At 51.5% G+C, this 26,760-nt stretch carries 25 protein-coding genes; 8 read left to right on the top strand and 17 right to left on the bottom strand.

The genetic code is table 11. The features are described 5' to 3' along the window. Window positions 1–10 precede the first annotated feature (10 nt). From BUB30_RS12440 to BUB30_RS12480, 9 genes are all read right to left on the bottom strand, one after another. Window positions 11–1,288 carry a flippase gene (locus tag BUB30_RS12440; protein WP_084138049.1) on the bottom strand — a complete coding sequence of 426 codons (1,278 nt, stop codon included), beginning with the start codon at window positions 1,286–1,288 and terminating at the stop codon, window positions 11–13. Between the two features lie 157 nt (window positions 1,289–1,445). Continuing rightward, a complete protein-coding gene (locus BUB30_RS12445) occupies window positions 1,446–1,862 on the bottom strand; it encodes a GtrA family protein (RefSeq protein WP_143164881.1) in 417 nt (138 codons plus the stop codon). Between the two features lie 27 nt (window positions 1,863–1,889). Further along, window positions 1,890–2,762, bottom strand: coding sequence for a dTDP-4-dehydrorhamnose reductase (gene rfbD, locus BUB30_RS12450; protein ID WP_073134096.1), 873 nt, complete (start codon window positions 2,760–2,762; stop codon window positions 1,890–1,892). A gap of 50 nt (window positions 2,763–2,812) precedes the next feature. Continuing rightward, the gene (locus BUB30_RS12455) at window positions 2,813–3,724 is read right to left on the bottom strand and encodes a Gfo/Idh/MocA family oxidoreductase (RefSeq protein WP_073134098.1); all 912 of its coding nucleotides are present in this window, start codon (window positions 3,722–3,724) and stop codon (window positions 2,813–2,815) included. After that, window positions 3,721–4,305 (bottom strand): acyltransferase, encoded by a 585-nt coding sequence (locus BUB30_RS12460; protein WP_073134099.1) that lies wholly within the window; start codon window positions 4,303–4,305, stop codon window positions 3,721–3,723. Before BUB30_RS12460 ends, BUB30_RS12455 begins: the two co-directional genes overlap by 4 nt. Beyond that, the gene (locus BUB30_RS12465) at window positions 4,302–5,432 is read right to left on the bottom strand and encodes a DegT/DnrJ/EryC1/StrS family aminotransferase (RefSeq protein WP_073134101.1); all 1,131 of its coding nucleotides are present in this window, start codon (window positions 5,430–5,432) and stop codon (window positions 4,302–4,304) included. The genes BUB30_RS12460 and BUB30_RS12465 overlap by 4 nt, the downstream gene beginning before the upstream one ends. 34 nt (window positions 5,433–5,466) lie before the next feature. Then, window positions 5,467–6,495 carry a UDP-glucose 4-epimerase GalE gene (gene galE, locus BUB30_RS12470; protein WP_073134102.1) on the bottom strand — a complete coding sequence of 343 codons (1,029 nt, stop codon included), beginning with the start codon at window positions 6,493–6,495 and terminating at the stop codon, window positions 5,467–5,469. 8 nt (window positions 6,496–6,503) lie between these two features. Further along, a complete protein-coding gene (locus tag BUB30_RS12475) occupies window positions 6,504–7,754 on the bottom strand; it encodes a nucleotide sugar dehydrogenase (RefSeq protein ID WP_073134104.1) in 1,251 nt (416 codons plus the stop codon). A gap of 17 nt (window positions 7,755–7,771) precedes the next feature. Then, on the bottom strand, window positions 7,772–8,791 hold the full coding sequence (locus BUB30_RS12480; protein ID WP_073134106.1) for an NAD-dependent epimerase: 1,020 nt from the start codon (window positions 8,789–8,791) through the stop codon (window positions 7,772–7,774). 90 nt (window positions 8,792–8,881) lie between these two features. On the opposite strand from BUB30_RS12480, the gene BUB30_RS12485 reads away from it, so the two are divergent. The 7 genes from BUB30_RS12485 to BUB30_RS12515 all read left to right on the top strand — a co-directional run bounded on the left by BUB30_RS12485 (window position 8,882) and on the right by BUB30_RS12515 (window position 16,050). Then, complete coding sequence (locus BUB30_RS12485; protein WP_073134107.1) at window positions 8,882–9,736, top strand: Wzz/FepE/Etk N-terminal domain-containing protein; 855 nt, start codon at window positions 8,882–8,884, stop codon at window positions 9,734–9,736. After that, window positions 9,733–10,389 (top strand): heme exporter protein CcmB, encoded by a 657-nt coding sequence (locus tag BUB30_RS12490; RefSeq protein WP_073134109.1) that lies wholly within the window; start codon window positions 9,733–9,735, stop codon window positions 10,387–10,389. Before BUB30_RS12485 ends, BUB30_RS12490 begins: the two co-directional genes overlap by 4 nt. Window positions 10,390–10,446: 57 nt before the next feature. Further along, entirely contained in the window at window positions 10,447–11,124 is a 678-nt protein-coding gene (ccsA, locus tag BUB30_RS12495) for a cytochrome c biogenesis protein CcsA (RefSeq protein WP_073134110.1), read from the top strand. After that, window positions 11,108–11,344: a CcmD family protein gene (locus tag BUB30_RS12500; protein ID WP_073134112.1), complete on the top strand. Its 237-nt coding sequence runs from the start codon at window positions 11,108–11,110 to the stop codon at window positions 11,342–11,344. The genes ccsA (BUB30_RS12495) and BUB30_RS12500 overlap by 17 nt, the downstream gene beginning before the upstream one ends. Before the next feature lie 87 nt (window positions 11,345–11,431). After that, window positions 11,432–11,836, top strand: coding sequence for a cytochrome c maturation protein CcmE domain-containing protein (locus BUB30_RS12505; RefSeq protein WP_073134114.1), 405 nt, complete (start codon window positions 11,432–11,434; stop codon window positions 11,834–11,836). A gap of 96 nt (window positions 11,837–11,932) precedes the next feature. Beyond that, entirely contained in the window at window positions 11,933–14,464 is a 2,532-nt protein-coding gene (gene ccsA / locus BUB30_RS12510) for a cytochrome c biogenesis protein CcsA (RefSeq protein WP_073134115.1), read from the top strand. Window positions 14,465–14,628: 164 nt separating this feature from the next. Further along, window positions 14,629–16,050, top strand: coding sequence for an amidohydrolase (locus tag BUB30_RS12515; protein WP_073134117.1), 1,422 nt, complete (start codon window positions 14,629–14,631; stop codon window positions 16,048–16,050). An 11-nt stretch (window positions 16,051–16,061) separates the two neighbouring features. Here the strand turns inward: BUB30_RS12515 and BUB30_RS12520 are convergent, their stop codons facing one another. The 8 genes from BUB30_RS12520 to guaB form a co-directional block, all read right to left on the bottom strand. Further along, the gene (locus tag BUB30_RS12520; protein ID WP_073135129.1) at window positions 16,062–17,030 is read right to left on the bottom strand and encodes an AAA family ATPase; all 969 of its coding nucleotides are present in this window, start codon (window positions 17,028–17,030) and stop codon (window positions 16,062–16,064) included. Then, window positions 17,030–18,451 (bottom strand): peptidylprolyl isomerase, encoded by a 1,422-nt coding sequence (locus BUB30_RS12525; RefSeq protein ID WP_178377090.1) that lies wholly within the window; start codon window positions 18,449–18,451, stop codon window positions 17,030–17,032. Before BUB30_RS12525 ends, BUB30_RS12520 begins: the two co-directional genes overlap by 1 nt. Window position 18,452: 1 nt before the next feature. After that, a complete protein-coding gene (locus BUB30_RS12530) occupies window positions 18,453–19,394 on the bottom strand; it encodes a peptidyl-prolyl cis-trans isomerase (protein WP_245804076.1) in 942 nt (313 codons plus the stop codon). Beyond that, complete coding sequence (locus tag BUB30_RS12535) at window positions 19,348–21,276, bottom strand: foldase protein PrsA (RefSeq protein ID WP_178377091.1); 1,929 nt, start codon at window positions 21,274–21,276, stop codon at window positions 19,348–19,350. The genes BUB30_RS12530 and BUB30_RS12535 overlap by 47 nt, the downstream gene beginning before the upstream one ends. Before the next feature lie 45 nt (window positions 21,277–21,321). Further along, window positions 21,322–21,741 carry an ATP-binding protein gene (locus BUB30_RS12540; RefSeq protein ID WP_073134122.1) on the bottom strand — a complete coding sequence of 140 codons (420 nt, stop codon included), beginning with the start codon at window positions 21,739–21,741 and terminating at the stop codon, window positions 21,322–21,324. Beyond that, window positions 21,731–22,075, bottom strand: a complete 345-nt coding sequence (locus tag BUB30_RS12545; RefSeq protein WP_073134124.1) for an STAS domain-containing protein — start codon at window positions 22,073–22,075, stop codon at window positions 21,731–21,733. Before BUB30_RS12545 ends, BUB30_RS12540 begins: the two co-directional genes overlap by 11 nt. A 74-nt stretch (window positions 22,076–22,149) precedes the next feature. Next, window positions 22,150–24,225 carry a GAF domain-containing SpoIIE family protein phosphatase gene (locus BUB30_RS12550; protein ID WP_073134126.1) on the bottom strand — a complete coding sequence of 692 codons (2,076 nt, stop codon included), beginning with the start codon at window positions 24,223–24,225 and terminating at the stop codon, window positions 22,150–22,152. Window positions 24,226–24,423: 198 nt separating this feature from the next. Continuing rightward, entirely contained in the window at window positions 24,424–25,896 is a 1,473-nt protein-coding gene (gene guaB / locus BUB30_RS12555; protein WP_073134127.1) for an IMP dehydrogenase, read from the bottom strand. Between the two features lie 169 nt (window positions 25,897–26,065). Here guaB and BUB30_RS12560 point away from each other — a divergent pair, with 169 nt between their 5' ends. After that, entirely contained in the window at window positions 26,066–26,752 is a 687-nt protein-coding gene (locus BUB30_RS12560; protein WP_073134129.1) for a septal ring lytic transglycosylase RlpA family protein, read from the top strand. The last annotated feature ends 8 nt before the right edge of the window (window positions 26,753–26,760 follow it).

Consider the following 26,760-nt stretch of genomic DNA (forward strand, 5'->3'; position numbering starts at 1 on the left):
ACATTAATCCTCAATCGGTTTTATTAAATGTGCTAAATCCTTTGATCAGCCTGCCGGGAAGGGACCAGAGATTCAAGGCCCTGGAAAATTGAAGAAAAGCAGGTCTTGTTTTTTTTCTTAACAGGAGACTAAAATAGTAGGCGTACGCGTACGCGATCAACGTGGCGATCGCACCACCCACCAGCCCCAACTTGGGGATCAAAACAAGATTGAGCAGTATATTGATCAAGGCAGCGACGACGTAGCTATACATCCGGAATTTTTGGAGATTCTCCGTAAAAATCCATTTGCTGTTTGCCACCCCAACAAACACAAAAACACTAGACCAAATGTAGATGGATGTCAAATTGCCAGCCGGCACAAAATCTTCGCCAAAAATAATTTTTACTGCAAAGCCCGAAAGAAAAGTCATCGGTATGGCAATCGACACGGAAATAAAAACCATAAGGTCGTATAACCACTGCAGGCGGTTCATGTATAAGGTCTCACTGGCGTTTTTTGAACTCACAATGGCGGGAAACAAAGATGCTGATATCGCCACTGGAATAAAATTCCACATCTCACTCAGCCGTACAGCCACGCCGTAATAACCGTTTGCCTCGTCACCCAACATCCACTTCACCATAACCTGATCGATTTTCATATAAACCGAAACCGCTACCGAAGCAAAGATGAGAGGCCATACATCGATCAGCAGATTTCGCGCGATGGGGAGGTCGAACTTCCAATCTGAAAAACGATGCCCGCTTTTTACAAAAAAAATAACCGAACCGATCGCTACGATCATAAAGTCCAGGCTATAGGTCACGGCAAACCACTCCAGCGAGGCTTCCCTTTGCACGAGCGCAATACGACACAGCGACACCGTGGCCAGCGCCGCAATCTGACTCCACACCAAATACTTTGACCAAACTTTGGATTGGAAAAAATATTCGATCACCCGCAAGGTTTCAAAAACCGTTCCTCCAGCAATGATGTAGATCATCTTCTTCGTCAGTGGATCGGCCGTCGTTACCTGTGCCAGCACAATCAGACAAATAAACACCAGCAGGCCTGCGCAAAGTTTTAACGCAAAGGCTGTCCCAAGAATCCGTTGCCTTTTGTCTTCGTGGCGAATCAATTCACGCACCAGTATGGATTCCATTCCCAAGTCACCCACAACTGAAAGTAGTGTCACCAGGCTGATCGCATAGTTCAACAATCCGTATCGGGATGGTCCGAGGTAGCGGGCCACGTAGGCACCTACAAACAACCCTGCAATGATCCGAAGTATTTTCTCCAGGAACATCCACCCCGTATTAAAAAAATATTTTCGTATTCCGGGGTGTGACGATACGACCCGAGTTTTCTCAATGAGTTGGCGATATTGTGTCTTCAAAACAGGCTCGCAAGAATTTTGTAAACTAACACGGGATTAAAATTTGTGGTGAATACCACCAGCCATTTCAGCGCTTTGAGAAAAAACCCTTCACCGCGCTGTTAAACACAAAGTATTTCCGGGTAAAGAAATTCCATATCACCACAAAGAAAATCGCAACAAGCTTCGAGACCAGGTAGTCCTGATGCCACCGATCAACGCCAACCCACATCACCAACTGGCTGATCAACAAACCGCAGGTCACGAAGAACATGAACAGGGCAAACTCCACACGTTTGCGTTCGCCCGTGCGTTCAAAGACCCATTTGCGGCTCAGCAGATAGTTCAAAATACAGGTGATCAGAAAAGCGAAGAGATTGCCCATCAGGGGCGTCATGGCAAATTGCTCGACAAATACAATCAATAAAAGTGTCTCCAGAGCAGCCGACGTAACCCCAACGATGACGTATCTAAAAAACGTGCCTTGCAAAAACTTCTTAACCATGTATTCCACTTTGTCTGGCCTCAATCGTTATGCTCCTTGATTCAATTTATCGATACAAATCTTCAGACTCTCCGACCAGTGGGGAATCTGAACCGCAAAAGTAGCCTTAATTTTAGACTTATCCAGCAAACTGAATTTCGGGCGAACGGCGGCTGTTTTGTATTGTGCCGTTGAAATCGGTTGAATACGACAGTTGAGCCCGCTTTCCTGCACCAGGAAATAAGCAAAGTCGTACCAGGACGTTACGCCTTCGTTGGTAAAATGATAGACCCCGGGCTCATCCGCCTGGCCCCGGTGAATAGCATCCACAATTTGCAACAAGGCTGAGGCCAGGTCATAGGCATAGGTTGGTGTGCCTATCTGGTCACAGACCACGCCCAACATTTCGCGCTGGCTGGCCAGGTGGCGAATGCTCTTCACAAAATTCTTCCCAAAAGACGAGTAGACCCAGGCCGTGCGAATGACATAGGCATTGCTCAAAATGGACAACACGTGATGTTCACCTTCCAACTTCGACTTTCCATAGACCGACACCGGATTAGGTTGGACCGTCTCCGTGATCGGCTGATTGGCCTCACCGTCGAAAACATAGTCGGTACTGATGTGGATCAGACGGATCTTTTTCTCCAGGCAGATCTCGGCCAGCGTTTTCACGGCGCCGGCATTGATGGCATAGGCCAACGCAACTTCCTCTTCCGCTTTATCGACGGCGGTGTAGGCAGCACAGTGAATAAGAAAATCGAAATGCTTATCGGCAAAATAAGCGCGGATCGACACCTCTTCTGCGAGGTTCACTTCCTCCACATCGATGAAGGTGAAATCGAATTGCCGATACAGAGCCGAGAGAAGCTTCAGTTCACTCCCCAATTGTCCGTTGCTGCCAGTGACCAGTATTTTCACGTGATTGAAAATTTATAAGATTTCGTATCGTTGATAAACTCCGTTTATTTTCACGGCTTCTTGGTCAATGCCTTGTTACGAATGTCGTACGCCAGCTCGATAGAAGGCTTGGCTTCGCGCAGCCCGAACGCATTGCCTTTCAAAATTTCGGCATAGCTCTTGGTGTGCAGGTCGGTGAAACCGTCGCTGAATTCGATCTCTTCACCCTCCATGCTCAATGTGCGGAACGTTCGCTTGCCCTGCGCTTTCACCTCGGCCGGAATGTCTTCGTAATCGATGCTGAGAAACCAATTGACCCGCGCTTTTTCTAACGTAATGTAACCGGACCCCTGGCTTGGCGTGAGGCTGTACACCTCGTTGCTTTTCACGCTTCCAAAAATCCACATCAGCATATCAAAAAAATGAATGCCGATGTTGGTGGCGATCCCGCCGGACTTCGAAATATCGCCCTTCCAGCTGCTTTGGTACCAGTGACCACGCGAGGTCATATACTTCAGGTCAACATCGAAGACCTTATCCTTCGGACTGTTCAACACTCTTTCACGCAGCGCGATGATACTGGGGTGAAGCCTCAGCTGCAGAATGGTATTCACCTTGTTGCCGGTCTCCTTTTCTATTTCCTCGAGCGCGTCGAGGTTCCAGGGGTTCAGCACCAACGGCTTTTCACAAATGGCATTGGCACCATACCGCAATGCAAAGCGAATGTGAGAGTCGTGCAAATAATTTGGCGAGCAGATGGTGATGTAGTCCACCTTCTCTCCTTTTCGTTTCAGTTTGTCGAGGTGGCGATCGAAGCGCTCAAACTCCGTGAAGAAATCGGCATTTGGGAAATAGGAATCCAACACCCCCACGTTGTCGTGCTTGTCGAGCGCAGCCACCAGGTTGCTTCCCGTATCTTTCAATGCCTTAAGGTGGCGGGGCGCGATGAAACCCGCGGCGCCGATCAATGCAAAATTTTTCATTCTTCTATTTTAGAAACCACTCCATCCTGAAGCCGGTAGCGTTGCTTGCTTTCGGGGCAAATGGCTACGCCTTCTTTGAAACTCAGTTTATGTCCATACTCGCTCATCCAGCCGTTTTGCCGCGCTGGATTACCGACGACGAGCGCATAGGCCGGCACCGTCTTGGTAACTACAGCACCTGCGCCGATAAAAGCATATTCACCAATGTCGTGACCACAAACAATGGTAGCGTTTGCCCCAATGGTGGCACCTCGCTTCACCCGCGTTTTTGCATATTGATTTTTCCGGTTCACTGCACTTCGCGGGTTGGTCACGTTGGTGAACACCATGGAAGGTCCCAAAAAAACATCGTCGTCGCACGTCACGCCGGTGTAGATGGAGACGTTGTTCTGCACCTTCACATTTTTTCCCAGCACCACTTCGGGTGAGATCACCACATTTTGGCCGATGTTACAATTCTCGCCGATCTTGCAATGCGGCATAATGTGCGAGAAGTGCCAGATCTTTGTTCCCTTTCCTATTTCGCAGCCCTCGTCCAGCACGGCTGTGGGGTGAACATAAAATTCCTTTGCGTCGGTCATGCTTTAAAATAGGCTCTGATGGTAGTGCTGATAAATTCCAGTTGGTCGCCGGGCATCTCCGTATGGATGGGCAGTGAGATCACCGTCTTTGAAAGTTTTTCCGTAATGGGAAATGACCCGGGCCCGAATTCCGGTTGCCGGTACGCCTTCTGCAGGTGAAGCGGAACGGGATAGTAGATCATCGTGGGTATACCCTTCTCTTCCAGGTACTTCTTGAATTGATCGCGATCGCCCTCCAGTATCTGCAACGTATATTGGTGAAAAACGTGTGTTGAGTTTCCAACACGCGCTGGCGTTCTCAAAGCTGGCACACCGGAAAGCTTGGCATCGTAGTAGCGGGCGACGTCGTTGCGCAGCGATTCATATTCGCGGAGGTATTTCAGCTTCACCTTCAACACGGCAGCTTGCAGCGTGTCCAGGCGACTGTTGACGCCGACAAGTTCGTGATGATATTTTATTTTTTGGCCGTGGTTGGCGATCATCCTGATCTTCTCTGCCAGGACGTCGTCGGAAGTAAAAATTGCGCCACCGTCGCCAAAGCAACCCAGGTTTTTTGTGGGGAAGAACGACGTGGTGCCGATGGTGCCCATGGTGCCGGCCTTTTTAGTGATGCCGTTTTTAAATGTGTAGACAGCACCTAATGCCTGGGCTGCATCTTCAATCACGGACAGGCCCTCTCTGGCAGCAAGCTCCAGCAACGGTTGCATGTCGGCACACTGGCCGTACAGGTGAACGGGCACGATCGCGATCGTGCGCGAAGTGATCCTTTGCTGCACTTGCACGACATTGATATTGAACGCGTGCTCATCGACGTCCACAAAGACGGGCTTCAATCCCAAAAGGGCCAGCACTTCGGCTGTGGCCACATAGGTATGCACGGGCAGTATCACTTCGTCGCCGGGTTTTGCATCCAACGCCATGAGGGCGATCTGAAGCGCGTCTGTTCCATTGGCGCAGGGAATCACGTTCACGCCGCCCAGGTAGTTGGAGAGCGACGCGGCAAATTCGGCAACTTCTGGTCCCTGGATAAAAGCGGTAGTGTGCAGCACATGTTGCATAGCTTCGTCGATCTCCGCTTTGATGCGGAGGTACTGCGTATGCAGGTCAACCATCTTTATCTGTCCCATAAACCCTCGCTTGTCGAATTTGGTTAGGCTGTGATCACTGAATATTTCGTACTTTCTTCTCCCATCGCCACGCATCGCGAAGCGAATCCTCTACCGAATATTTTGTCTTCCATTGCAGCGCCGCATTCACCTTTGACGGATCGGCATACACTTTTTCTACATCGCCTGGTCGACGGGGACCGATGACGTAGTTGAGTTTCGCGCCGGTCACCTTGACAAACTTGTCTAAAAGCTGCAGCACAGAGACACCGATTCCGGTCCCCACGTTGAAAGCCTCCACAAGTTTTTTTTCAGGGCGCTTCGCCAGGTACTCCATCGCCTTCACGTGAGCAATGGCCAGATCCACAACATGAATAAAATCCCGGAGGCAGGAGCCGTCGGGGGTATCATAGTCATTGCCAAAGACGGTAAGCTTTTCACGAACGCCGGCGGCGGTTTGCGTGATGTAGGGAACAAGGTTGTTGGGAGCTCCTACGGGCAGCTCACCCATTTCCGCGGTGGGATGCGCACCGATGGGATTGAAGTACCGCAGCGAAACCACCCGGTAGCCATTGAGGTGTGCATCTTCCAGGATGCGCTCGCACATCTGCTTCGTGGCACCATAGGGTGACTCGGCCCGCTTGAATGGCGCCGATTCATCGACGGGTATATGATCGGGTTGGCCGTAGACCGTGCAAGAAGATGAGAAAATAAGATCGGTGACACCGTTTTCTTTCATGACATCCAGAACGGTGACCAGCGAATCGATATTGTTTTGATAGTACATCAAGGGCTTCTCCACCGACTCGCCCACCGATTTGTAGGCCGCAAAATGCAACACGCTGGAGAACGGACCTGCCGTTTTAAAAACGCCGGTCACAAATTCCTTGTTGCAGCAGTCGCCCTTATGAAAATCCACTTTCCTTCCCGTGATTTTCTCGATGCCTGCTAATAAGGTGCGATCGCTTTTAGAAAGATCATCGATAATTACGGGGTCGTAGCCGGCATTTATCAGTTCCACTACGGTATGAGCGCCAATGTAGCCTGCACCGCCGGTGACGAGGATTTTTTTTGTTAAAGCCATAGTTTTTGTTAGAGTCGTGCTGTGATTTTATTTCTATCCAAAGAACCTTTTACGTCGTATACTACCGTTTTCGCCGTGGTGAAGGCAGACCAGTCCAGCGTGCTGAAGTCCTGGTGATTCACGGCCAACACGACGGCATGATATTTTTTCGTCAGGCCCGACACCAGTGGCACATTGTATTCGTGCATCACCTCTGCCCCATCCGCTTGAGGATCGAATATATCTACCGATGTGCCGAAGCTTTGCAATTCTCTTACCACATCGATCACCTTACTGTTCCGGATGTCAGGACAATTTTCTTTGAAGGTGATACCCAGCACCAGCACGTTGGCGCCGTGAATGGGCAGTTCGTTCTTCGCCATCAGTTTGATGATGGTGTTGGCGACGTACACGCTCATGTTGTCGTTGATCCGTCTTCCCGACAAGATCACCTCCGGATGGTAGCCGAGGCTTTCAGCCTTATGGGTCAGGTAGTAAGGATCCACGCCAATGCAATGACCACCCACCAGTCCCGGTTTGAAAGGAAGGAAATTCCATTTTGTACCGGCGGCTTCCAACACTTCGTGCGTGTCGATGCCTACACGATCAAAGATGAGTGCCAGCTCGTTCACAAAAGCGATGTTGAGGTCACGTTGCGAATTTTCGATGACCTTCGCAGCTTCGGCCACTTTCAGCGACGAGGCCTTGTGTGTGCCGGCCGTGATGATCTTCCGGTAAAGCTGGTCTACTTTCTCGGCAATTTCAGGCGTGCTGCCACTGGTAACTTTTTTGATGGTGGTGACGCGGTGCAGTTTGTCGCCGGGGTTGATGCGCTCGGGTGAATAGCCGCAGAAGAAATCCACGTTAAATTTCAGCCCGCTCACACGCTCCAGGATGGGCACACAAATTTCTTCTGTGCATCCCGGGTAAACCGTCGATTCATAGATGACAATATCCCCCTTCTTCAATACGCTTCCCACGGTTTTGCTTGCCCCTTCCAGCGGACGGAGGTCAGGCTTCTTGAATTCGTCGATCGGTGTGGGGACGGTGACGATAAAATAATTAACGTCCTTCAACGCCGCGGTGTCGAAAGCATATTGCAGATGGGTGGACGCTTTCAATTCGTCACCATCCACTTCCTTTGTGCGATCGTAGCCGCGCTTCAACTCTTCGATACGTTCTTTGTTGATATCGAATCCTACCACAGGCAGAATCTTTCCGAACTCCACGGCTAGGGGCAGACCAACGTACCCCAGCCCTACTATGCTAATTTTTTCCACGAGCCTACGTTTTTGTTTTAGTGTTTATAATAGGATGTATACCAAGCAATGAATTTTCCAATACCCTCGTCAATCGGCGTGGCCGGTTTGAAGTCGACCTCGCGCATCAGGTCTTCCACATCGGCATACGTTTCAGGCACGTCGCCCTCCTGGAGTGGCATCATGTTCTTTATGGCCTTCTTGCCCAGCTTTTCCTCGATCACCTCGATGAATCGCATCAGCTCTACCGGCTGATTGTTGCCGATGTTAAAGATGTGATAAGGCGCAAAACTTGTCGCAGGATCGGGCGTCATTCCGTTCCATTGCGTGTTGGGGCGCGCGGGCTTCGGCACCAGGCGCGAAATACTCTCCACGATATCGTCTACATAGGTGAAGTCGCGCTTCATCTTGCCATGGTTGTAAACATCGATGGGCTTGCCCTCGAGAATGGCCTTTGTAAAAAGGAACAAGGCCATATCGGGGCGGCCATAGGGGCCATATACGGTGAAGAAGCGCAACCCTGTTGTCGGCAGATTATACAAGGCCGAGTAGGTGTGCGCCATCAGTTCGTTCGATTTTTTCGAGGCTGCATAGAGCGAGATCGGGTGGTCTACATTATGATGCACCGAAAAAGGCATCTTTTTATTCGCACCATACACCGAGCTGGATGACGCGTAGACCAAATGCTTTATCTTATGATGGCGGCAAGCTTCCAGGACGTTCAGAAACCCGTGCAGGTTGCTTTCCAGGTAGGCATGCGGATTGGTGAGCGAATAGCGCACGCCGGCCTGCGCGGCAAGGTTCACGACATAATCAAAACGCTCCTGTTTAAAAAGGCTGTCGAGCGACGGATAATCCACCAGGTTGATCTGGTGGAACGTGAAGCCCGGAAGGGTCTTGAGAATGTCCAAACGCGACTTTTTGAGATTTACATCGTAATAGTCGTTAAGATTATCGAGGCCTGCCACCCTGAATCCCAAGGCGGTGAGCTTTTGTGTGAGATGGAACCCGATGAAGCCGGCCGCTCCGGTGACTAGAACCGTTGAGTTTGAATGCATGAATGACTGCTGAATTAGGGGGCAAAATTAACAGATTAGGGGGAATTTGTAATATTTTCTAATTTTCCAGGAATTTAACCGCGTCCAAGAATGACCACCGCCTCAAACCATGAAATTGATTTGTTAGAACTGCTTTTAAAGGGGGTAAGGATCATTCGGGATAACTTTTGGCTTATCCTTGCATTCTTTATCGTCGGCAGCGCCCTGGGATCTGCCTATTATTATTCTTCCACAAAGGTGTACGAGAGCAGTATGGTCATCAGTTCCGAGATCCTGACCGAGTCGTACAGCAAACAATTGGTGGCCAGCCTTAACCGATTCAGACAGGAAGACAATTTTCATGCTTTAGCCCAGCAGTTGAACATTTCTGAAGCCGTTGCCGAGGAGATAGCCCTCCTCACCATCAAAAGTCCATACTCCAATGAAGATGAAGTGGGCAAAGAAAATGATCGCAAATATCTTCTCGTCACGGTGGAAGTCTACAGCCTCGATATCCTGGACGAACTTCAGAAAAGCCTCATCAATTACTTTGAAAACAACGACTATGTTAAAATAAGGGTAGCGCAAAAGAAGAGCGATTATCGCCAACTCATCGACCGGTCGGAGCAGGAAATTAAAGATCTCGAAGAACTCAAGACAAAAATTAATAACGGTCAGTTGTTTCAGAATGCAAAAGGTAGCATTGTCTTTGACTTAACCCAGATCAGTACAAAAATTTTGGAGATCTCTAAGCAAAAACTCGAGCTGCAAGACGAATTGGAGCTTGTAAACAGCGTTCATGTAATCGATGGCTTCAAAAGATTTGAAACGCCGATCAGGCCCAAACTCAACCTAAACCTTATTGCCGGCTCGTTTGTGGGCATCGCCTTTGTAGGTTTGCTTTTGGCCTTCAAGTCCGTCCGTAAGCTCCTCCGCATGGAAGAAGAATCACGCAAAGCCGCATGATCCTCCACCTCATCCATAAAGAACTCACGCTTGAGCTCCGGCGCAAAGCCGTGATCTCGGGCATCGGCGTTTACCTGTTCAGCCTCATCTTCATTTGCTACCTCACGTTCAGCCTACGCCAGAATTCCATCAACGAAGCTACCTGGTCGGCCCTGTTCTGGCTGGCCATTTTGTTTTCGGTGGTCAATAGCGTGGCCAAGAGCTTTATCGGGGAAAAAAAAGGCTCCTTCATTTACTATTATGCCGTTGCCAGCCCGCAGGCCATCATTCTGTCCAAGATCCTGTATAACACCTTGCTGTGTCTCCTTTTGTCGCTGGCCGGCTATGCCCTGTTCTCCCTGTTCATCGGCAACCCCATCCAGGACCACGCGCTTTTTCTGCTCACCCTTTTGCTTACCTCGTTCGGATTTTCGGCGGCGCTGAGCCTCATTTCCGGCATCGCCTCCAAAGCCAACAACAGCAACATCCTGATGGCCGTGCTCAGCTTCCCCGTGATCCTGGCGTTGCTCCTGATGGCCATCAAGATCACCAAAAACGTGCTCGACGGCCTGGACCGATCCGTTAGCATAGACGAATTGCTGAACCTGCTGGCAATAAATTGCATCCTGACGGGTCTGTCGTACATGCTCTTCCCGTATATTTGGCGCAGTTAAGAAGGCGGGCAACCCATTTTTCAGAAATCCGTTTGCACCCCTTGTTTTATCTCCTCCATGAAGACCTGGCTAAAAATTCTTGCTATCGTTTTGCTTTTCTACGTTCACATCGGCGGCCTGCTCATGGATGTTCCACGGCTCAACATCCTGAACGAGACCATTCGGGCCCTCTATTTCCACGTGCCCATGTGGTTTGGGATGGTGACGTTATTTCTCATTTCCGTGGTTTACTCCGTTCTATATTTGGTCAATCCCTCGGTTGCGCTTGATCGCAAAGCCGTGGAATTCGCCAATGTGGGCCTTGTTTTTGGCATTTTGGGCATGCTCACGGGCATGTTGTGGGCCAACTATGCCTGGGGTTCCTTCTGGCACGGCGATCCAAAACAAAACGGTGCCGCCATCGCCCTGCTGGTCTACCTGGCCTATTTCATCTTGCGCGGCTCGGTCGAAAATGAAGAGCAAAAGGCTCGCCTCAGCGCCGTCTATAACATTTTTGCCTTTGCGGCCATGATCCCGCTCATATTCATCATTCCCCGCCTCACCAGTTCGCTGCACCCCGGCAGCGGCGGCAACCCGGGTTTCAATATGTACGACCTCGACAACCGCATGCGCATGGTTTTCTACCCAGCGGTGATCGGCTGGATCCTCATCGGCATCTGGGTGACGACGCTGCGGGTGAGAATGCGGGGCATCGAAGATAAAATTCACGACTTAGAAGATGAAAAAACTCATTAGCAGCCTCCTGGGCCTCATTTTGATGGCCCTCAGCCTTTCCGCAAACGCGCAAACCGACGTGCCCATGGCCGACGGCCTCCGCTCCGAAGGCAAGATCTATGTGGTGGTCGCCATTATCCTCATTGTGTTGGCCGGACTGATCACGTACCTCTTTTTGATGGATCGCAAAGTGAAAAAGCTGGAAGATCTTCTCGCTGACAAAAATCACTCAACCAAATAGGGCGGCCTCCGTATTTCAGGTAAAAAATTACCTGAATTTCTAGTCGTTTGTGGCTAATTTTGCCCGGACTTTTGAAGGGAACGCTTTATGAAAAAATCACACATTCTCATCCTGGTGGTCATTGCCGTCGCAATCGGCATCATCGTTTCCACCTCCAACGACGCCAGCACCTACGTCGGCTTTGACGAGGCGCTCAGCCTGTCTACTTCCGGCAACAAAAAAGACATTCACGTGGTGGGCGAGCTGAAGAAGGATGACGAAGGCCATGTGATCGGCATCACCGAAGGCGCCGACCGGGTGTCCTTTTCCTTTGTGATGATCGACGACACCGGCAAGGAACAGCGCGTGAACTACAACCAGCCCATGCCCGCCGATTTTCTGCGTTCCGAAAAAGTGGTGGTCATCGGCAGCTATCACGGCACGGATTTCAACGCCAGCAAGATCCTTCTCAAGTGTCCTTCCAAATACCAGGAGCAAAAGATCAATGTTTGATCGGCTCCAACTGCCGTCAGCTAGTGCCGGCCTCGCTCGCATCACACCCACACCCTTCATTTCGCGCCCTGCGGATCGTCCACTAAATCAGCCAGCATGCATTACCTGATCGGTGACCTGGGTCACCTTTTTGTTATCACCTCTTTCATCACTTCGCTTGTCACGGCCTTTGCCTACTTCAAGGCCACCACCGTCAACGACTTGGAGAAAAAGACCTTTTGGCTGCACAACGGGCGAACCGGTTTCTATCTGCATGCCGCCGCCGTGGTGGGCATCTGCGTCACGCTGTTTGTCATCATCTCCAATCATTACTTCGAATACCACTACGCCTACAACTACTCCGATCGCAAGCTGCCCGTCTACTACCTCATCTCCACATTCTGGAACGGCCAGGAAGGCAGCTTCATGCTGTGGCTGTTCTGGCAGGCTATGCTGGGTCTTGTCCTCATCCACACCAACAAATTCTGGGAAGCGCCGGTCATGACGGTGTTTGCCCTGGTGCAGGCGTTCCTGGCCTCGATGATCCTGGGTGTGGTCATTCCGGGACTTGGATCCAAGATCGGAAGCTCGCCTTTCATTTTGTTGCGTGACGCCATGCACGAAGCGCCCATATTCATGGCCCAACCCGAGTTTGTGCCAAAGGATGGGAACGGTCTCAATCCACTGTTACAAAACTATTGGATGGTCATTCACCCGCCCACACTCTTCCTGGGCTTCGCCACCACGCTGGTGCCGTTCTCATTTTGCATCGCGGGACTTTGGCTGAAAAAATACCAGGACTGGATCCGTCCCGCATTGCCGTGGGCGTTGTTCAGTGGCGCCGTGTTGGGGCTGGGCATTCTTATGGGCGGTTATTGGGCCTATGAGACCTTGAACTTTGGTGGCTATTGGAATTGGGATCCCGTAGAGAATGCGATATACGTTCCGTGGTTGGTCCTCGTCGGCGCCATACACACCATGATCACCTACAAAAACAGCGAGACTGCCTTGAAGGCCTCCATCGTCCTGGTGATCACCACTTTCATCCTCATTCTTTACGCCACATTCCTCACCCGCAGCGGCGTGCTCGGCGATGCGTCCGTGCACTCCTTCACCGACCTTGGACTTTCAGGTCAGTTGCTTATCTATCTTTTCTTTTTCCTGATTGCGGCCGTAGCGTTGTCCATCGCCCGCTGGCGTGAAATTCCTTCTTCCGAGAAAGAAGCTTCGACGTACTCCCGTGAGTTCTGGATTTTTATCGGCGCCGTAACCTTGTGCCTCATGGGCTTCCAGGTATTGTTGCCCACCTCCATTCCCGTTTGGAACAAGATTCTCCACGGCATTGGCATCACCTCAAATCTTGCCATCCCCGGCGATCAGATCACGTTCTACTCCCGGTTCCAGTTGTGGTTCGCGGTAGTGGTAGGGTTGCTTTCGGGTGTCGGACAATTTTTCTGGTGGAAGAAGATCGACAAGGATCAACTCAAAAAAGAACTGACCGTCCCGGTGCTGATCACCCTCATTATTTTTGCCCTGATCGTGACCATCGGACAAGTCTACACCTACACCTACGTGATCCTTACCCTCGCCGGCGTTTTCACGGTGGTGTCGAATACAAAAATTCTTTTTTCCTTGTTGAAATCCAGTCCCGGTCTTTCGGGCGGAGCGGTAGCCCATATGGGTGTCGGCATGATGCTTTTGGGTATTATGTTTTCCGCCGGCTATTCGAAGATCGTTTCGCTGAACAACACGGGCATGCGCATCTCGAATGAATTCAGCGAAGATTTCAACCGCGACAACCTCCTCCTCTTCATAAACGAACCCCGCACCATGTGGGGATACGACATCGAGTTCCTCGGCGAACGTCTGGAGCCGCGTCATCACGGTGGCTATATACGCAAAAGCGATGTGATGCCCACCGGCGACAGGGATCTTGTGGTTGCCAAACGCAACTTCACCGCCAACGGAACAACCTTCAAAGCCAACGACACGATCGACATCCGCGGGGAGAATACATTCTATGAAATTCAACTCCGGAAAAACGGTCGCGCCTATACGCTCTATCCCCGCGCGCAGATAAACCCGGAAATGGGCGGTCTTTTGGTTTCGCCTGATATTTACAGAACGGTCTCAGCCGATCTCTACACCCACGTATCGTCCGTGATGAAACCTTCGGAGGAAGAAGCGTGGAGCAAACTGGAAGAAATGAATGTGAAGATCGGCCAACAATTCTACGCCAACGACTATGTCTGCGTGCTGGATTCGATCGACCGCGTTTTTGACGTAAACGGTGTCCACCTCAATCCGGAAGACGTGGCCGTGAAAGCCAAGATCCGCATCCGCGGCGAAAAAGGTGACTACTATGCTGAGCCCATTTTCCTGATCAAAGATAAAATGGCGGGCCGCATCCCCGACGAGGTGGCCGACCTGGGCCTGCGCATCACCTTGCTGAACATCCACCCCGAAACCAACGAATTCGCACTGGGCATCAACACCCGCCAAAAAGATTGGGTGGTGATCAAGGCCCTGGAGAAGCCCTACATCAACCTGCTTTGGCTCGGCACCCTGGTGCTGATGGGCGGCTTCGGCATTGCCATGACGCGGCGCGTGCGCGAATTCCGGAAGATGAAAGCCAAAGGCTTCGAATAAGCGTCCACCCCAAACCATTCAAATCAACGCCCGCCGTCCATGGTGACGGTGCGTTTGCGTTGTCGCCAGCACAATCCGTTGCTGTGCGATTTGTTCGCCGTTGTTGGAAAAGGTTGGATTTTGCGAAGGGCTTTCCTTATTTTCCCTAAACCATTAACCGACCTATGAAGAAAATCCTCACCACCGTGTGCCTATGCGCGTCGCTCTTCGCCGTGGCACAGAAAACCAAAACGGAAGTCGCCAAAGCCATCGATTCCAAATATCAAACCTACTCCGGTGTGGCCAAACAGATCTGGGACTTTGCCGAGGTGGGCTACAAGGAAGTGAAAAGTTCGGCCCTGCTCCAGGAAACCCTTAAACAGGCGGGCTTCAAAGTAGAAAGCGGCATCGCCGGCATACCCACCGCTTTCGTGGCCAGCTACGGCTCCGGCAAGCCGGTGATCGCCATCCTGGGAGAATACGACGCCTTACCCGGCATTTCGCAAGACGCCGTGCCCGAGAAAAAAACCATCGACGGAAAAACTGCCGGCCATGCGTGTGGCCATCATTTGTTCGGCACGGCTTCGGCGGCTGCCGCGATTGAAGTAAAGAACTGGCTTATCGCCAACAAAAAAGCAGGCACGCTGCGATTCTATGGCACACCCGCCGAGGAGGGCGGTTCCGGAAAAGTATACATGGTCAGAGAAGGTCTCTTCAACGATGTTGACGTCGTGCTCCATTGGCACCCCGGCGATGGCAATACGGCATCCACCGGCGGCTCGCTGGCCAATAAAAACGGCAAGTTCAGGTTCTATGGCATTGCCTCACACGCCGCAGCCTCTCCCGAACGCGGCCGCTCATCGCTGGACGCCGTGGAAGCCATGGACGTCATGGTGAACATGATGCGCGAACATGTGCCCCAGGAAACCCGCATTCACTACGTGATCACCCGCGGTGGCGAAGCCCCCAATGTGGTGCCCGCTTACGCCGAAGTATACTATTATGTACGCCATCCCAAACGCGACGACGTGAAGGCGATCTGGGAACGTATTGTAAAAGCCGCACAAGGCGCTGCCCTCGGCACCGAAACACGCATGGAAGTGGAGGTAACGGGCGGGGTATACAACATGCTCCCCAATGAAACACTGGCGCACATTATGGATAAAAACCTGCATGCCACCGGCGGCTACAGCTATACCCCGGAAGAAAAAGAATTCGGCACCAAGATCCAGCAAACTTTCACCGGTACCATTCCGAAACTGGAGAGCTCCAATGAGATCGAGCCCTTTAAAATTGTGGAAGGCCCCGCCTCCACCGATGTGGGCGATGTGAGCTGGGTGGTCCCAACGGTTGGTCTATCTACAGCAACCTGGGTTCCGGGCACGGCTGCACACAGTTGGCAGGCAGTTGCCGCGGGCGGCACCAGCATTGGTTTTAAGGGCATGATGGTAGCGGCCAAGACCCTTGCGTTTACGGCGATGGACTTATTTGATTCTCCCACGGTGATTGAAGAATCCTGGAAAGAGCTAAGAAAAAGGAGAGGCGAAGATTTTAAATATGAAGCCCTGATAGGCGATCGCAAACCGGCGCTGAATTACCGGGATTGATCTTCCCATCTTTAAGCATTCATCAATCTTTCGATGAGTTCGTCCACGCTGATGCCTTCCGCTTCCGCCTTGAAATTGCGGACGATGCGGTGGCGCAGCACGGGCTTGGCAATGGCCCGGACGTCTTCGATGTCGGGTGAATATTTGCCGTTGAGAATGGCATTGCACTTCGAGCCCAGCACCAGGTATTGGGAAGCACGCGGCCCGGCGCCCCACTCCAGGTAGTCGTTGGCGATGGCCGAGCCGCCGGTCACGCCAGCGCGCGTTTTGTTGGCCAGTCCCACGGCGTACTCAATAACATTGTCGGCCACGGGCACGCGACGGATGAGGTGCTGGAAATAAGCGATCTCTTCGCCGGAGAGCACTTTGCTGATCTTCTTCGGCTCGTCGGATGTGGTGGCCTTCACTACCTCCACTTCGTCTTTAAACGAAGGATACGTGAGCTTGATATTGAACATGAAACGGTCCAGCTGCGCTTCGGGTAGCGGATACGTTCCTTCCTGTTCGATGGGGTTTTGGGTGGCCAACACAAAGAAGGGCCGGGGCAGGTCGTAGCGCGTGCCGGCGATGGTCACGGAATATTCCTGCATCGACTCCAGCAGAGCGGCTTGTGTTTTGGGTGGCGTTCGGTTGATCTCGTCGGCCAATACGATGTTGGCAAACACGGGGCCGCGCACAAATTTAAAATTGCGCTCGCGGTCCATGGTCTCCGCACCGATGATGTCGGAGGGCATGAGGTCGGGTGTGAACTGGATGCGCTTGAACTCCAGGTCCAGGGCCAACGCGATGGTTTGCACCAACAAGGTTTTCGCCAGCCCGGGCACGCCTACCAGCAAAGAATGTCCTTGGCAAAAAATGCCGGTCAGCACTTGCCGCACGACCTCATCCTGGCCAATGACGACGGTGGAAATTTCTGCTTTGAGTTTTTTATAGGCTGCGGCCAGGGCGTCGGCCGCTTCTACGTCAGAAGAAAATTGTATCATCGTCGCTCGTCTAATAGTCCACAATTATCGTAGGTCGGGTCGATGTTGATAAACACATCGGTCCGTGCTTTTTGAAACCACTTTTGTAAAATCTTATCTTTTTTCTCAGCCAACGTGGCGTTTTGAATTTTTGTCCAGTCTTGCTCCAGCGAGGCTTCGTGGGGGGCTACCCGGCCTTTGTAGAACAAAATGCGTACGGCGTCTTTGCCGTCGTCGGTCCGGTAGGCAATGGGTTGCGAGATCTCTCCCACGGTCATGGAATCGAGCTTGAAGAAAATGATGGGGTCCAGTTCATCTACCGTGAGGCGCGTGCCTCCCTCGCGGTCGCTAAAGAATCCGCCGTTGCCTTTGGTGGGCACGTCGTCCGAAAATTCCTTGGCGGCCTTCTGGAATTTGATGCTGTCGTTTACGATCAGCGTCCGGATGCTGTCGAGGTAGCGGGTGGCATTCTGAAGATCCTTTGTCGAGGGCTTTGGCGAGACGAGGATGTGGCGCGAGTTGTATTCGCTTCCACGACGCTCGATCAGCTGCATGATGTGTATGCCAAAAGGCGAGCTGAAGGGCATCGAGATCTCATTGGGTTTGAGTTTGAAGGCCATGGCTTCATACTCCGGCACCATGCGGCCACGACCCGACCAACCCATTTCGCCACCGTTCTGGATCACGCTGGGGTCGTCGGAATATTTGCGGGCCAACTCGGCGAAATTTTCGCCGGCCAATATCCGCTTGCGGATATCCATGAGCTCGCCCTTGGTAATATTTTTTTGTGCCTCGCTCACCTTGGCGATGCGCACGATCTGCGCTACCTCCACTGAGGCAGAGATATAGGGCAAGCTGTCTTTCGGGATCTTGGAAAAAAAGCGTTTCACTTCCGATGGAGTAACGGCCACGCCCTTGGTCATTTCTTCTTCCATTTTGGAAACGATCATTTGCTCGCGCACTTGCTCGCGCAATTCCAGCTTCACTTGTTCCAGGGTTTTACCATACAATTCCTCCAGGTCCGCTACCGACCGGCCTGATTGCGATATGATCATGTCCATGCGGTTCTGTGTGTTCAGATCCACTTCGCCATCCAACACCACCACGGAGTCGATCTCGGCTTTGGCCAACATGAGTTTGTTGCGCACCAACATGGCCAGGTACTGACATTTCGCTTGTGGCGAGGGGCTGCCTCCGTTGGTGACGTAGTCCTGGTAGGCTTGCTCCAGTTCCGACTTGGTCACGATGTAGTTGTCTACTTTGGCAATGATCTTGTCTACCACAAAGCTGTTGCTTTCGCCGGTGCTCTCTCCTCCCGTGGTGCTTTCGCCTCCGGTCGGGGTCTCGCCGGTGGCAGGCTCCTGTGCAAAGGCGGCACTCATGGCCAAACACGCCATCACTACCAGCCCTGCAAATTTTATGTTCCGTACGCTCTTCATATCAATTAAAAATCTCAAACTCATTGTGATCTTGTCCTTCCTTAAACACTTCGTCTTCCAGTTGTTTGGCCAGCTCCACTTTGCGTTTGTTGAGGATGATGTTTTGAATATCATCCTTCACAAATTCCAGTGGCGACACGTTGTCGGAAATCCTGTACTGACCCACCTTCAGAAAATATAAAAACGTCTCGTCCGACATTTCATAGTAGGGGTTCGATTTCAGGAACTGGATCTTGTTGGGGATCTCCGCCAGCGGAGAGTTCTTCACCAGGTCGTCAAACACCACCCACGTGGAGTCCGATATGTGATAGGCCGATGAGAAGCTGAGGCAATACGACTTCAGCTCCCGTTTGTCCTTATCCTTTTGGGAATAGATCAACTCCTTGATCTTCGCCGTGCGCGGTGCGTTCTTCGGTACTTTGATGAACACGCCCTGCACAATGTTTTGTTTCAAAATAAAATTATCAATATTGGCCTTGTAGTACGCCGCGATCTCATCGGGTGCAACGATGGTATCGAGGTGTTGCTTCACGTAGTAGGTCTGGTATTCGTATGCAATGATGCTATACTTATAGTCCAGGATCTTGCGTTCTACCTGGGCTTCATTGATGTCAATTTTTGTAGAGGCTTCCTGGATGAGCAGTTGTTTGCGGATCCAGGTGTTGATATAGGCCTCCACCAGTTTGGCGCTGTCGTCGGGGGGCGTGCCGGGGGCGGTGATGCCGGCCAGCTCGTCCTTGTACAAATAAAAATCATTGGCCCGCGCCACGGGTATCCGTCCTGCATCGCCTTCGGCGTGGGTTCCCTTCATTTTGATGAGGTCACATCCGGACAAAAGCAGGCACAAAAATACAAAAACGGTTCCAAGACCGTTCATGCCTCCGCCCGCCAGCAGATTATTTTGCCTGAAGTTGTTCCGATATGAATTTTTTGCCTTTCTCATTCACCTTTACGGTATGCTTCTTTTTGAGCTGTTCCAGCCATTTTTTCTCTAAAAAGGTCTGGTAATCCGAGATCACCTGGGGCCTCGCTTCTTCAAACGCCATAAAGCCGGGGGGCAGTATCTCCTTTAGCCACGCAAGGTAATATATTCCATTGTTTTCCGCGGGATAGACGCCCTTGGTCCAGGGCATCTTTTGAAGGACGGCTTTATCGTCTTTTTTATAGTAGCCGGTCTCCGTTTTCAGCTTCCGCAGGATCACCGTTTCCTGGACTTTCGCCTCGTCGCCTTTCAGGATCAGCTCGCGGAGCGGAGTCATAAAATCGCCCGTGCTACCCGAATAAAAAGCCGCTTTCACACGGTCGCCGGCCGTATAATCAGCCTTGTGGGTCTCGAAAAAGGCCTTTTGACCAACCGAATCCTGCGATGCCTTGTTCCACACCTCTTTTTCCATGATCTCGAAAAGCAGAATGCCTTCGTAGTACTCCCTCAAAAGGAAACTGTAGTCGGGGTTCTGGGCTTTGATCTTTTCTTCCACCAACGGCATGATGCTGGCCTCGACATAATGGTTGTAAAGTTCCTCGAAATATTTGCGGGGTGCCTGGATGTTAGGGCGTTGATTCTTTTGGGCGTAGACCAGGAAGTCCTTTACGCTGTGCGGCTTACTCGTGAGACTGAACAGCATCTCTTTTTCGGTCTTCAGCGCCGGGGCTTTCCAGGCGCCTTTCATTAGCGATGAATCGGCCAGACCCATAACGGCTGCCTTGGCGGCAATATTTTCCTTGAATTGGTAGCGCTGTTTCAATTTTGCCTGCAGGGCCTGTTTCGACACTTCGCTTCGTTCGTCGCGGGCCACTTTGGCTTTCAGGGCAGGCGTTGCTTCCTCGAGGGAAGGCAAAGGGATCTTTTTCTCCAGGCGGATAATGTGCCAGCCGTATTGGGTTTGAAAGGGATCTGACAATTCGCCGGGTTTTCTCAGGCTGAACGCCACCTTCTCAAATTCCGGCACCCCCGACATGCCCCGCGGACCAAACGGCCGGAGCCTGCCACCATTGTCTTTCGAACTGGGGTCCTCCGAATATTGCTTGCAAAGCTCTTCCCATTTCACCCCTGCCTGCAACTGGTCGTAGAGGCCGAAGATGTTGTTCTTCACTTTTTCGTTGTCCTTCCCCTCTCCAGTACGCAGCATAATGTGAGACACCTCCACCTCGCCGGGGGATGGCCGGCGGTCGGTCACCTTCACCAGGTGATAGCCAAACCGTGTTCGCACCGGCTGGCTCACTTCACCCACTTTCAACTGGTAGGCTGCTGTTTCGAAGGGATATACCATTTGAAGGGCGGTGAAATAGCCCAGGTCGCCACGATTCAACTGTGCCGAGGGATCTTCTGAATACGTAGCGGCAGCTTCTGCGAAATCGACACCCGATAACACCCTGTTGCGTATGTCGGTGATCTTTTTGTAGGCTTTGAGTGTGTCTTCGGGTGAGGGGTCGGGTGAAATGCTGATGAGGATGTGCGAGGCCCTGATCTCTTCTTTCATCCGGTCGTAGGTGAGGCGAACGAGGCTGTCGATCAATTTGGCGTCGGGCAGGTAGGGCTTCCGTAGCTCGTCTTTGTAGGAATTGTATTCTTTCAGGAAGGCGGCTGTCGTGTCCATGCCGCGGCGCTTGGCTTCGTCGACCTTCACTTTGAAGTTGATGAAGAGCGCGAGGTATTCGTCGATCTTTTCGGGGGTGTAGTCCGTGGCTTTGTTGGGGTGGTTCTTTTTGTAGAGGTAGAGGAACTCATCGGAGTTCACGGGCTTTCCTCCTACTGAAAAAACGGTGATGGGTTTGGAGGGGGTTTGGGCAACACTTACGGAAAGAAGTGCACTGCAGAGTAGCATCGTTACTGCGCTTTTCAACATGGGCTTGGGCGGATGTTCAGGTGATTAAATAAAATGAACGGTTTTGACCAGGCGACAGATATTCCGGCCACCGGTTTTTTGATATTCTATCTTGTCCATGATGGATTTCACCAGGCGGATGCCTAAGCCTCCCTTCCGTTTTTCGTGCACGATGTTATCCAGGGCGGGGGTATTGAATTCGTTGATATCGAAAACCGTTCCGTCATCGATGAGTTCGAAAACGAGGGGGTGGTTTTGTTCTACGTTGATCACTAACTCGAAAAGGTCATCGGGGTTGCATTGGTGGGCGTGGATCATGAGGTTGGAACACATCTCGTCCAGGGCGAGCACGATCTCGCTGATCTCCAATTCGGAGATATTATGATTCTTCAACGATCCCCTGATGAAATCTCTGACCCCTTTCAGGTTCTCTATACTGCACCCAACTTTAAACTTATAGTTCATTGACGATTTGCTTAGCTTGAACCTTATCTTTCCCGATGTGCAGAAGCTCATTCAGTCCCAGGATACTGAACGTATTGGCCACCTTATCGCTCATTCCGAATAAAACCATTTTAATGTTGCGGTCCTTGAATTCTTCGATGTAGGACATGAATACGCCGAGGCCCGCCGAAGAGATATACTCCAACGCACTGCAGTCGATCAGTATTTTGGAGAATCCTTCCCCCACACTTTTGGCTATTGCCAGGTCAAGCTCAATGGAAGAGCTGGCGTCTATTTCGCCCACGAGCGCGATCACGTCGGCGCCGTCTTCCTGTAGTCTTTTAATGTGGATCATAAGTTTTTAACGTGGTTTTAAATTTTATGTTGACTTCCTCAATGGCCTCTTTTTCAAGTGAAAAAGGAACTTTTTCAGGATTTAAATTTTACAATCATAGTCGTATAGTCGTCGTCGATATTTTCCGTACCCGAGAATTCATACAATTTGTGGATCATATGGTCCTGGGCCTGGGCGGGCGTCAGGTCGCGTAAATCGCATACCATAGCCGCCAGACGCTCGTAGCCAAATTCCTCGCCTTTGGCGTCCTTCGCCTCCGTTACACCGTCGGTGTAGAGGATCATAATATCGCCTGGCTTATACGTAAACTCGTTGGCCTGAATGAAGTTGCTATAGCTCTTGTTGCGCACCATGCCCAACGCCACACCTTTGTCTTTGAAATACTCGGTCAGTTCGCGGTCGGCATGATAATACAATACCGGGCAGTGTCCTGCACGGGCATAGCGTATCTTCTTGGTTTGGGTGTTGATAATGAAATACGTGGCCGAAATAAACGAGCCACGCTCCAGGCAGTAGACCAACGCCTGGTTTGCCTGCACCATAAAATCGTCGGGTTCGATGTCGCGCTGGGCCAGGCTATGAAAGATCCCTTTCATTTGCGACATGTGAAATGCTGCCGTCGTGCCCTTGCCCGACACGTCGGCAATGATGATAGAGACCAGGTGATCGTTTATGCGCAACGTGTCATAGTAGTCACCTCCCACTTCATCGGCAGATTCTGAAAATGCAGCGACATCGAAATCATGATCCTGCTCCAACAGGGTAGGAAGCAAGCTCTTCTGCACCATTTTGGCAATCTTCAGCTCTTCCTTGTAACGTTCGTTCTGCAGGGCCTCCTCCATCAACCGGAAGTTCTCGATGGAAATTCCCGCCTGGTTGGAGAAGGTGGAAACGATCTTGGTCATTTCCTTATTGAACCCTTCTGGTAACTCCTTTAACAGCGCTAAGGTTCCAATGTTATCGCCCTTTACATAAATGGGAAATGCCAGGATGGAACGAAAGCGTGAACCTTTCAGCGTGGCCAGGTGTTTCGACAAATTTTTGGTCTTCTCGCTTCCCTGATCGAACACACCTTTGATGTTGTGCGCATTCAGATGATTGATGATGTCGCGCGACTCCTTATCGGTGATCTTATAGGTGAAAACTTTATGCTCGTGCGCATTGCTGTTGATCTCCAGCCACGCGGCATCGGCAAACACGGAACTAACGGAAGTCTCCAACAAAATATTGTAGACGCTTTCTTCACTTTGCTCCGTTTGAATGGATTGACTGATGCGCTGAAAGTTCACCACTTCCTCCAGTTTCTGCTCGAAGACGGAGGTTGTGGGGAGATTGAATAAAATAACGAGGAACGAAAAAATACTGTACACGGTCACAAAGACCATGAGCGACAAAACGAAAATGTGACGGTGGTAGTCGGTAAAGTTTTCCGAAACCTTCACGATGTTGTCCGACAGCGACTGATTGGTAAAAAAGCTGTAGAACAAATAGAAGATCGTGAGCAGCAGCAACAGCAAACTCGTCCACTTCTGGCGGAAGTTCAAAAATGCCACCCACTTCATGTTGCCCGACAGCACCAGACCCACCACCACAAAGATGCTCAGCAACGTGACGTGGAGCCACTGCACCTGGGGAAACCGGAAGGTGTTATACAGCAGCGAGATCAGCAGGCCCACCTCGAAAAACGCCCACAACCGTAACAGCCATTTTGACTTTTGATAGAGAATGAGCCGCTTCCAGGCGCTATAGCCCATCATGAGGAAGCCGATCATGAGACCGAGGTTGATCAGGTAGATCAGGTCATTAAAAACAATATTGAAAGCCGACCGGGATCCAATGTCAGGGCTACCCAACAAGTGGTCGATCACGCGTAATCCCAGTGAGATCACCGTGGAGATCAAACCGGTGGCAAACACGCGCCAGAGCAGATCCACGAAATTCAGCACCTCGTCCCGCTCGATCTTGAGCTTGTAGTAATAGAAAAGGGAAAGGATAAACAGGTTCAGGATGATCCCGGGCAACCAAACGGGCACTTCCGGCTTAATGCCGCTGGTGGTACTGAACAGGATGGAAATATCCGTAAATACCAAGGCCAGCCAGGTGATAACACCCACGGTGAATAAGAGCCTGGTAATTGCTTTGGAACGCACTGAACAGCCGGATTTTGACCAAAAAAAACCAATCCTGAGATTGGCCTACAATTATAGGAATAAAGTGAGAAATTCAGGCTCCCGGAAAGGTGGCCTGCCTCCATATTCTCGATTTAATACCATTTTTCGCACAAGAAAACGGCTCAAGGGTTGTTTTTCCCTGAGCCGCTCCCTTTTCTGTGCTTTCGCGGAATATTTCTATTTGCGGCTATAGTTCGGTGCCTCCCGGGTGATGCTCACATCGTGGGGGTGACTTTCGGTTACGCCAGCGGCCGTGATCTTTACAAATTTGGCCAGCTTTAACTTTTCGATGTTCTTGGCGCCGCAGTAGCCCATGCCGGCACGCAGACCGCCGGTGAGCTGATAGAGCACTTCCGATACCAATCCTTTGAAGGGAACACGGCCGGAAATGCCTTCGGGCACGAGTTTCTTCACGTCGTCTTCCACATCCTGGAAATAGCGGTCTTTGGAACCGTCTTCCATGGCTTCGAGGGAGCCCATACCGCGGTAGGATTTGAATTTTCGGCCTTCATAGATGATCACTTCGCCGGGAGCTTCTTCGGTGCCCGCCAGCAGCGAGCCGATCATAACGCTGTCGGCACCGGCGGCGATGGCTTTCACAATGTCGCCGGAGAAACGGATACCGCCATCGGCAATAACGCAGACGTTAGAGCCCTTCAGGGCTTTGGATGCTTCGTAAACGGCCGAGAGTTGAGGAAGGCCCACGCCGGCAACGATGCGGGTGGTGCAAATGCTGCCCGGTCCAACGCCTACTTTCACGGCATCGGCACCTACTTTGGCCAACGCTTTGGCCGCTTCGCCGGTGGCGATGTTGCCCACGATAAGATCAAGTTCGGGGTATTTTTTCTTTACACGCTTGGCGGCTTCCATCACACCCTTGCTGTGGCCGTGGGCTGTGTCAATGCTGATCACGTCCACACCGGCAGCCTTTAAGGCGTCGATGCGATCGAGGATGTCGGGGGTTACACCCACCGCAGCACCCACGCGGAGCCGGCCAAACTGATCCTGGCAGGCGGTGGGTTTATTCTTTTTCTTCTGAATGTCCTTGAAGGTGATGAGGCCAATGAGTTTGCCTTTTTTGCTGACGATGGGCAGCTTTTCGATCTTGTATTTCTTCAGCGTGCCTTCGGCCTGTTCGAGGGTGATGCCCTCGGCGGCCGTGATCAGATTGTCTTTGGTCATGATCTTTTCCACGGGCACATTCATGTCCTTTTGGAAACGCAAATCGCGGTTGGTGATGATACCCACCAGTTTGCTGCCATCGTCCACGATGGGAATGCCCCCGATCTTGAATTCGCGCATGATGTTTTCCGCTTCACGAACCGTGGAATGGATGTTCAGCGTCACGGGATCGAGGATGAGGCCGCTCTGCGAGCGCTTCACTTTGCGCACCTGCTCGGCCTGCAACTGGATCTTCATGTTCTTGTGGATGAAGCCCAGGCCGCCTTCCATCGCAATAGCAATGGCCAGTTCGGCTTCCGTGACCGTGTCCATAGCGGCGGAAACGAGGGGGATGTTCAGAGAAATGTTGGGCGTTAGCTTGCTGGATGTGCTGGTGTCGCGGGGCAGTACTTCGGAGTAGGCAGGGACCAGAAGCACATCGTCATACGTAAGCGCTTCAAAGAGGAATTTGGATGTATCGAGTGGCATGGCAAATAATTTACGATTCATTATTTGCCGGGCAAAGGTACAGACTTTCGACCATTAATTTACTAATCGCGTCCAATTGCCAGGAATATTTCTTTGGCGATGGTTTGGGCGCAAAAATTTATGCTCAAATTGGGCTGTCAAACTATCTTTGAGCGCTAAACCTTATCTTATGCTGAGAACTTTGTTCACGAGTGCAATCGTTCTTTTTGCAACCGTTTCCTTTGCGCAGATCCAAACCGGGAAAGCCTCTTTTTACGCCGACAAATTTGAGGGCGTCATGACCGCCAGCGGCGAGAAATACAAACGTCACAAATTCACCGGGGCGCATAAAACACTCCCCTTCGGCACCAAAGTGCGCGTCACCAACCTGGCCAACAAAAAAACGGTTGAAGTGACCATCAACGACCGCGGTCCCTACGTGGAAGGCCGCATCATCGACCTCTCCCGCGCCGCCGCCGAAGAACTGGGCTACACCAACCTGGGCCTGGCCGACGTCTCCCTGGAAGTGATCGATCCCGGCGACGGCAAAACCAGCGACCCCGGCCGCCCTATCGACCAGGTGTCGGTCGACGAAAAGGAATTCTATGAGTTTGGCATCGCCCGGATCAACCATCCAAAAGGCTATGGCGTGCAGGTCGGCACCTACCAGGAGTTGGTCAACCTCATGCGTTTGGCCGACAATCTCAAGAACTCCTATAAGAAAGATGTCACCGTGCAGGTGAAGGTGCTGAACGGCGTCAAATATTATGGCCTCATCCTGGGTCAGTTCTCGTCGCGCGAAAAAGCGGAACAGTTCCGCGAAGAGTTGCGCAACAAATTTCCCGACGTGTTCATCGTCGAGTACAACCGCCTCTAAGCCTTCGC

This window comes from Chryseolinea serpens (assembly GCF_900129725.1).
In the GTDB taxonomy this organism is placed as follows: domain Bacteria; phylum Bacteroidota; class Bacteroidia; order Cytophagales; family Cyclobacteriaceae; genus Chryseolinea; species Chryseolinea serpens.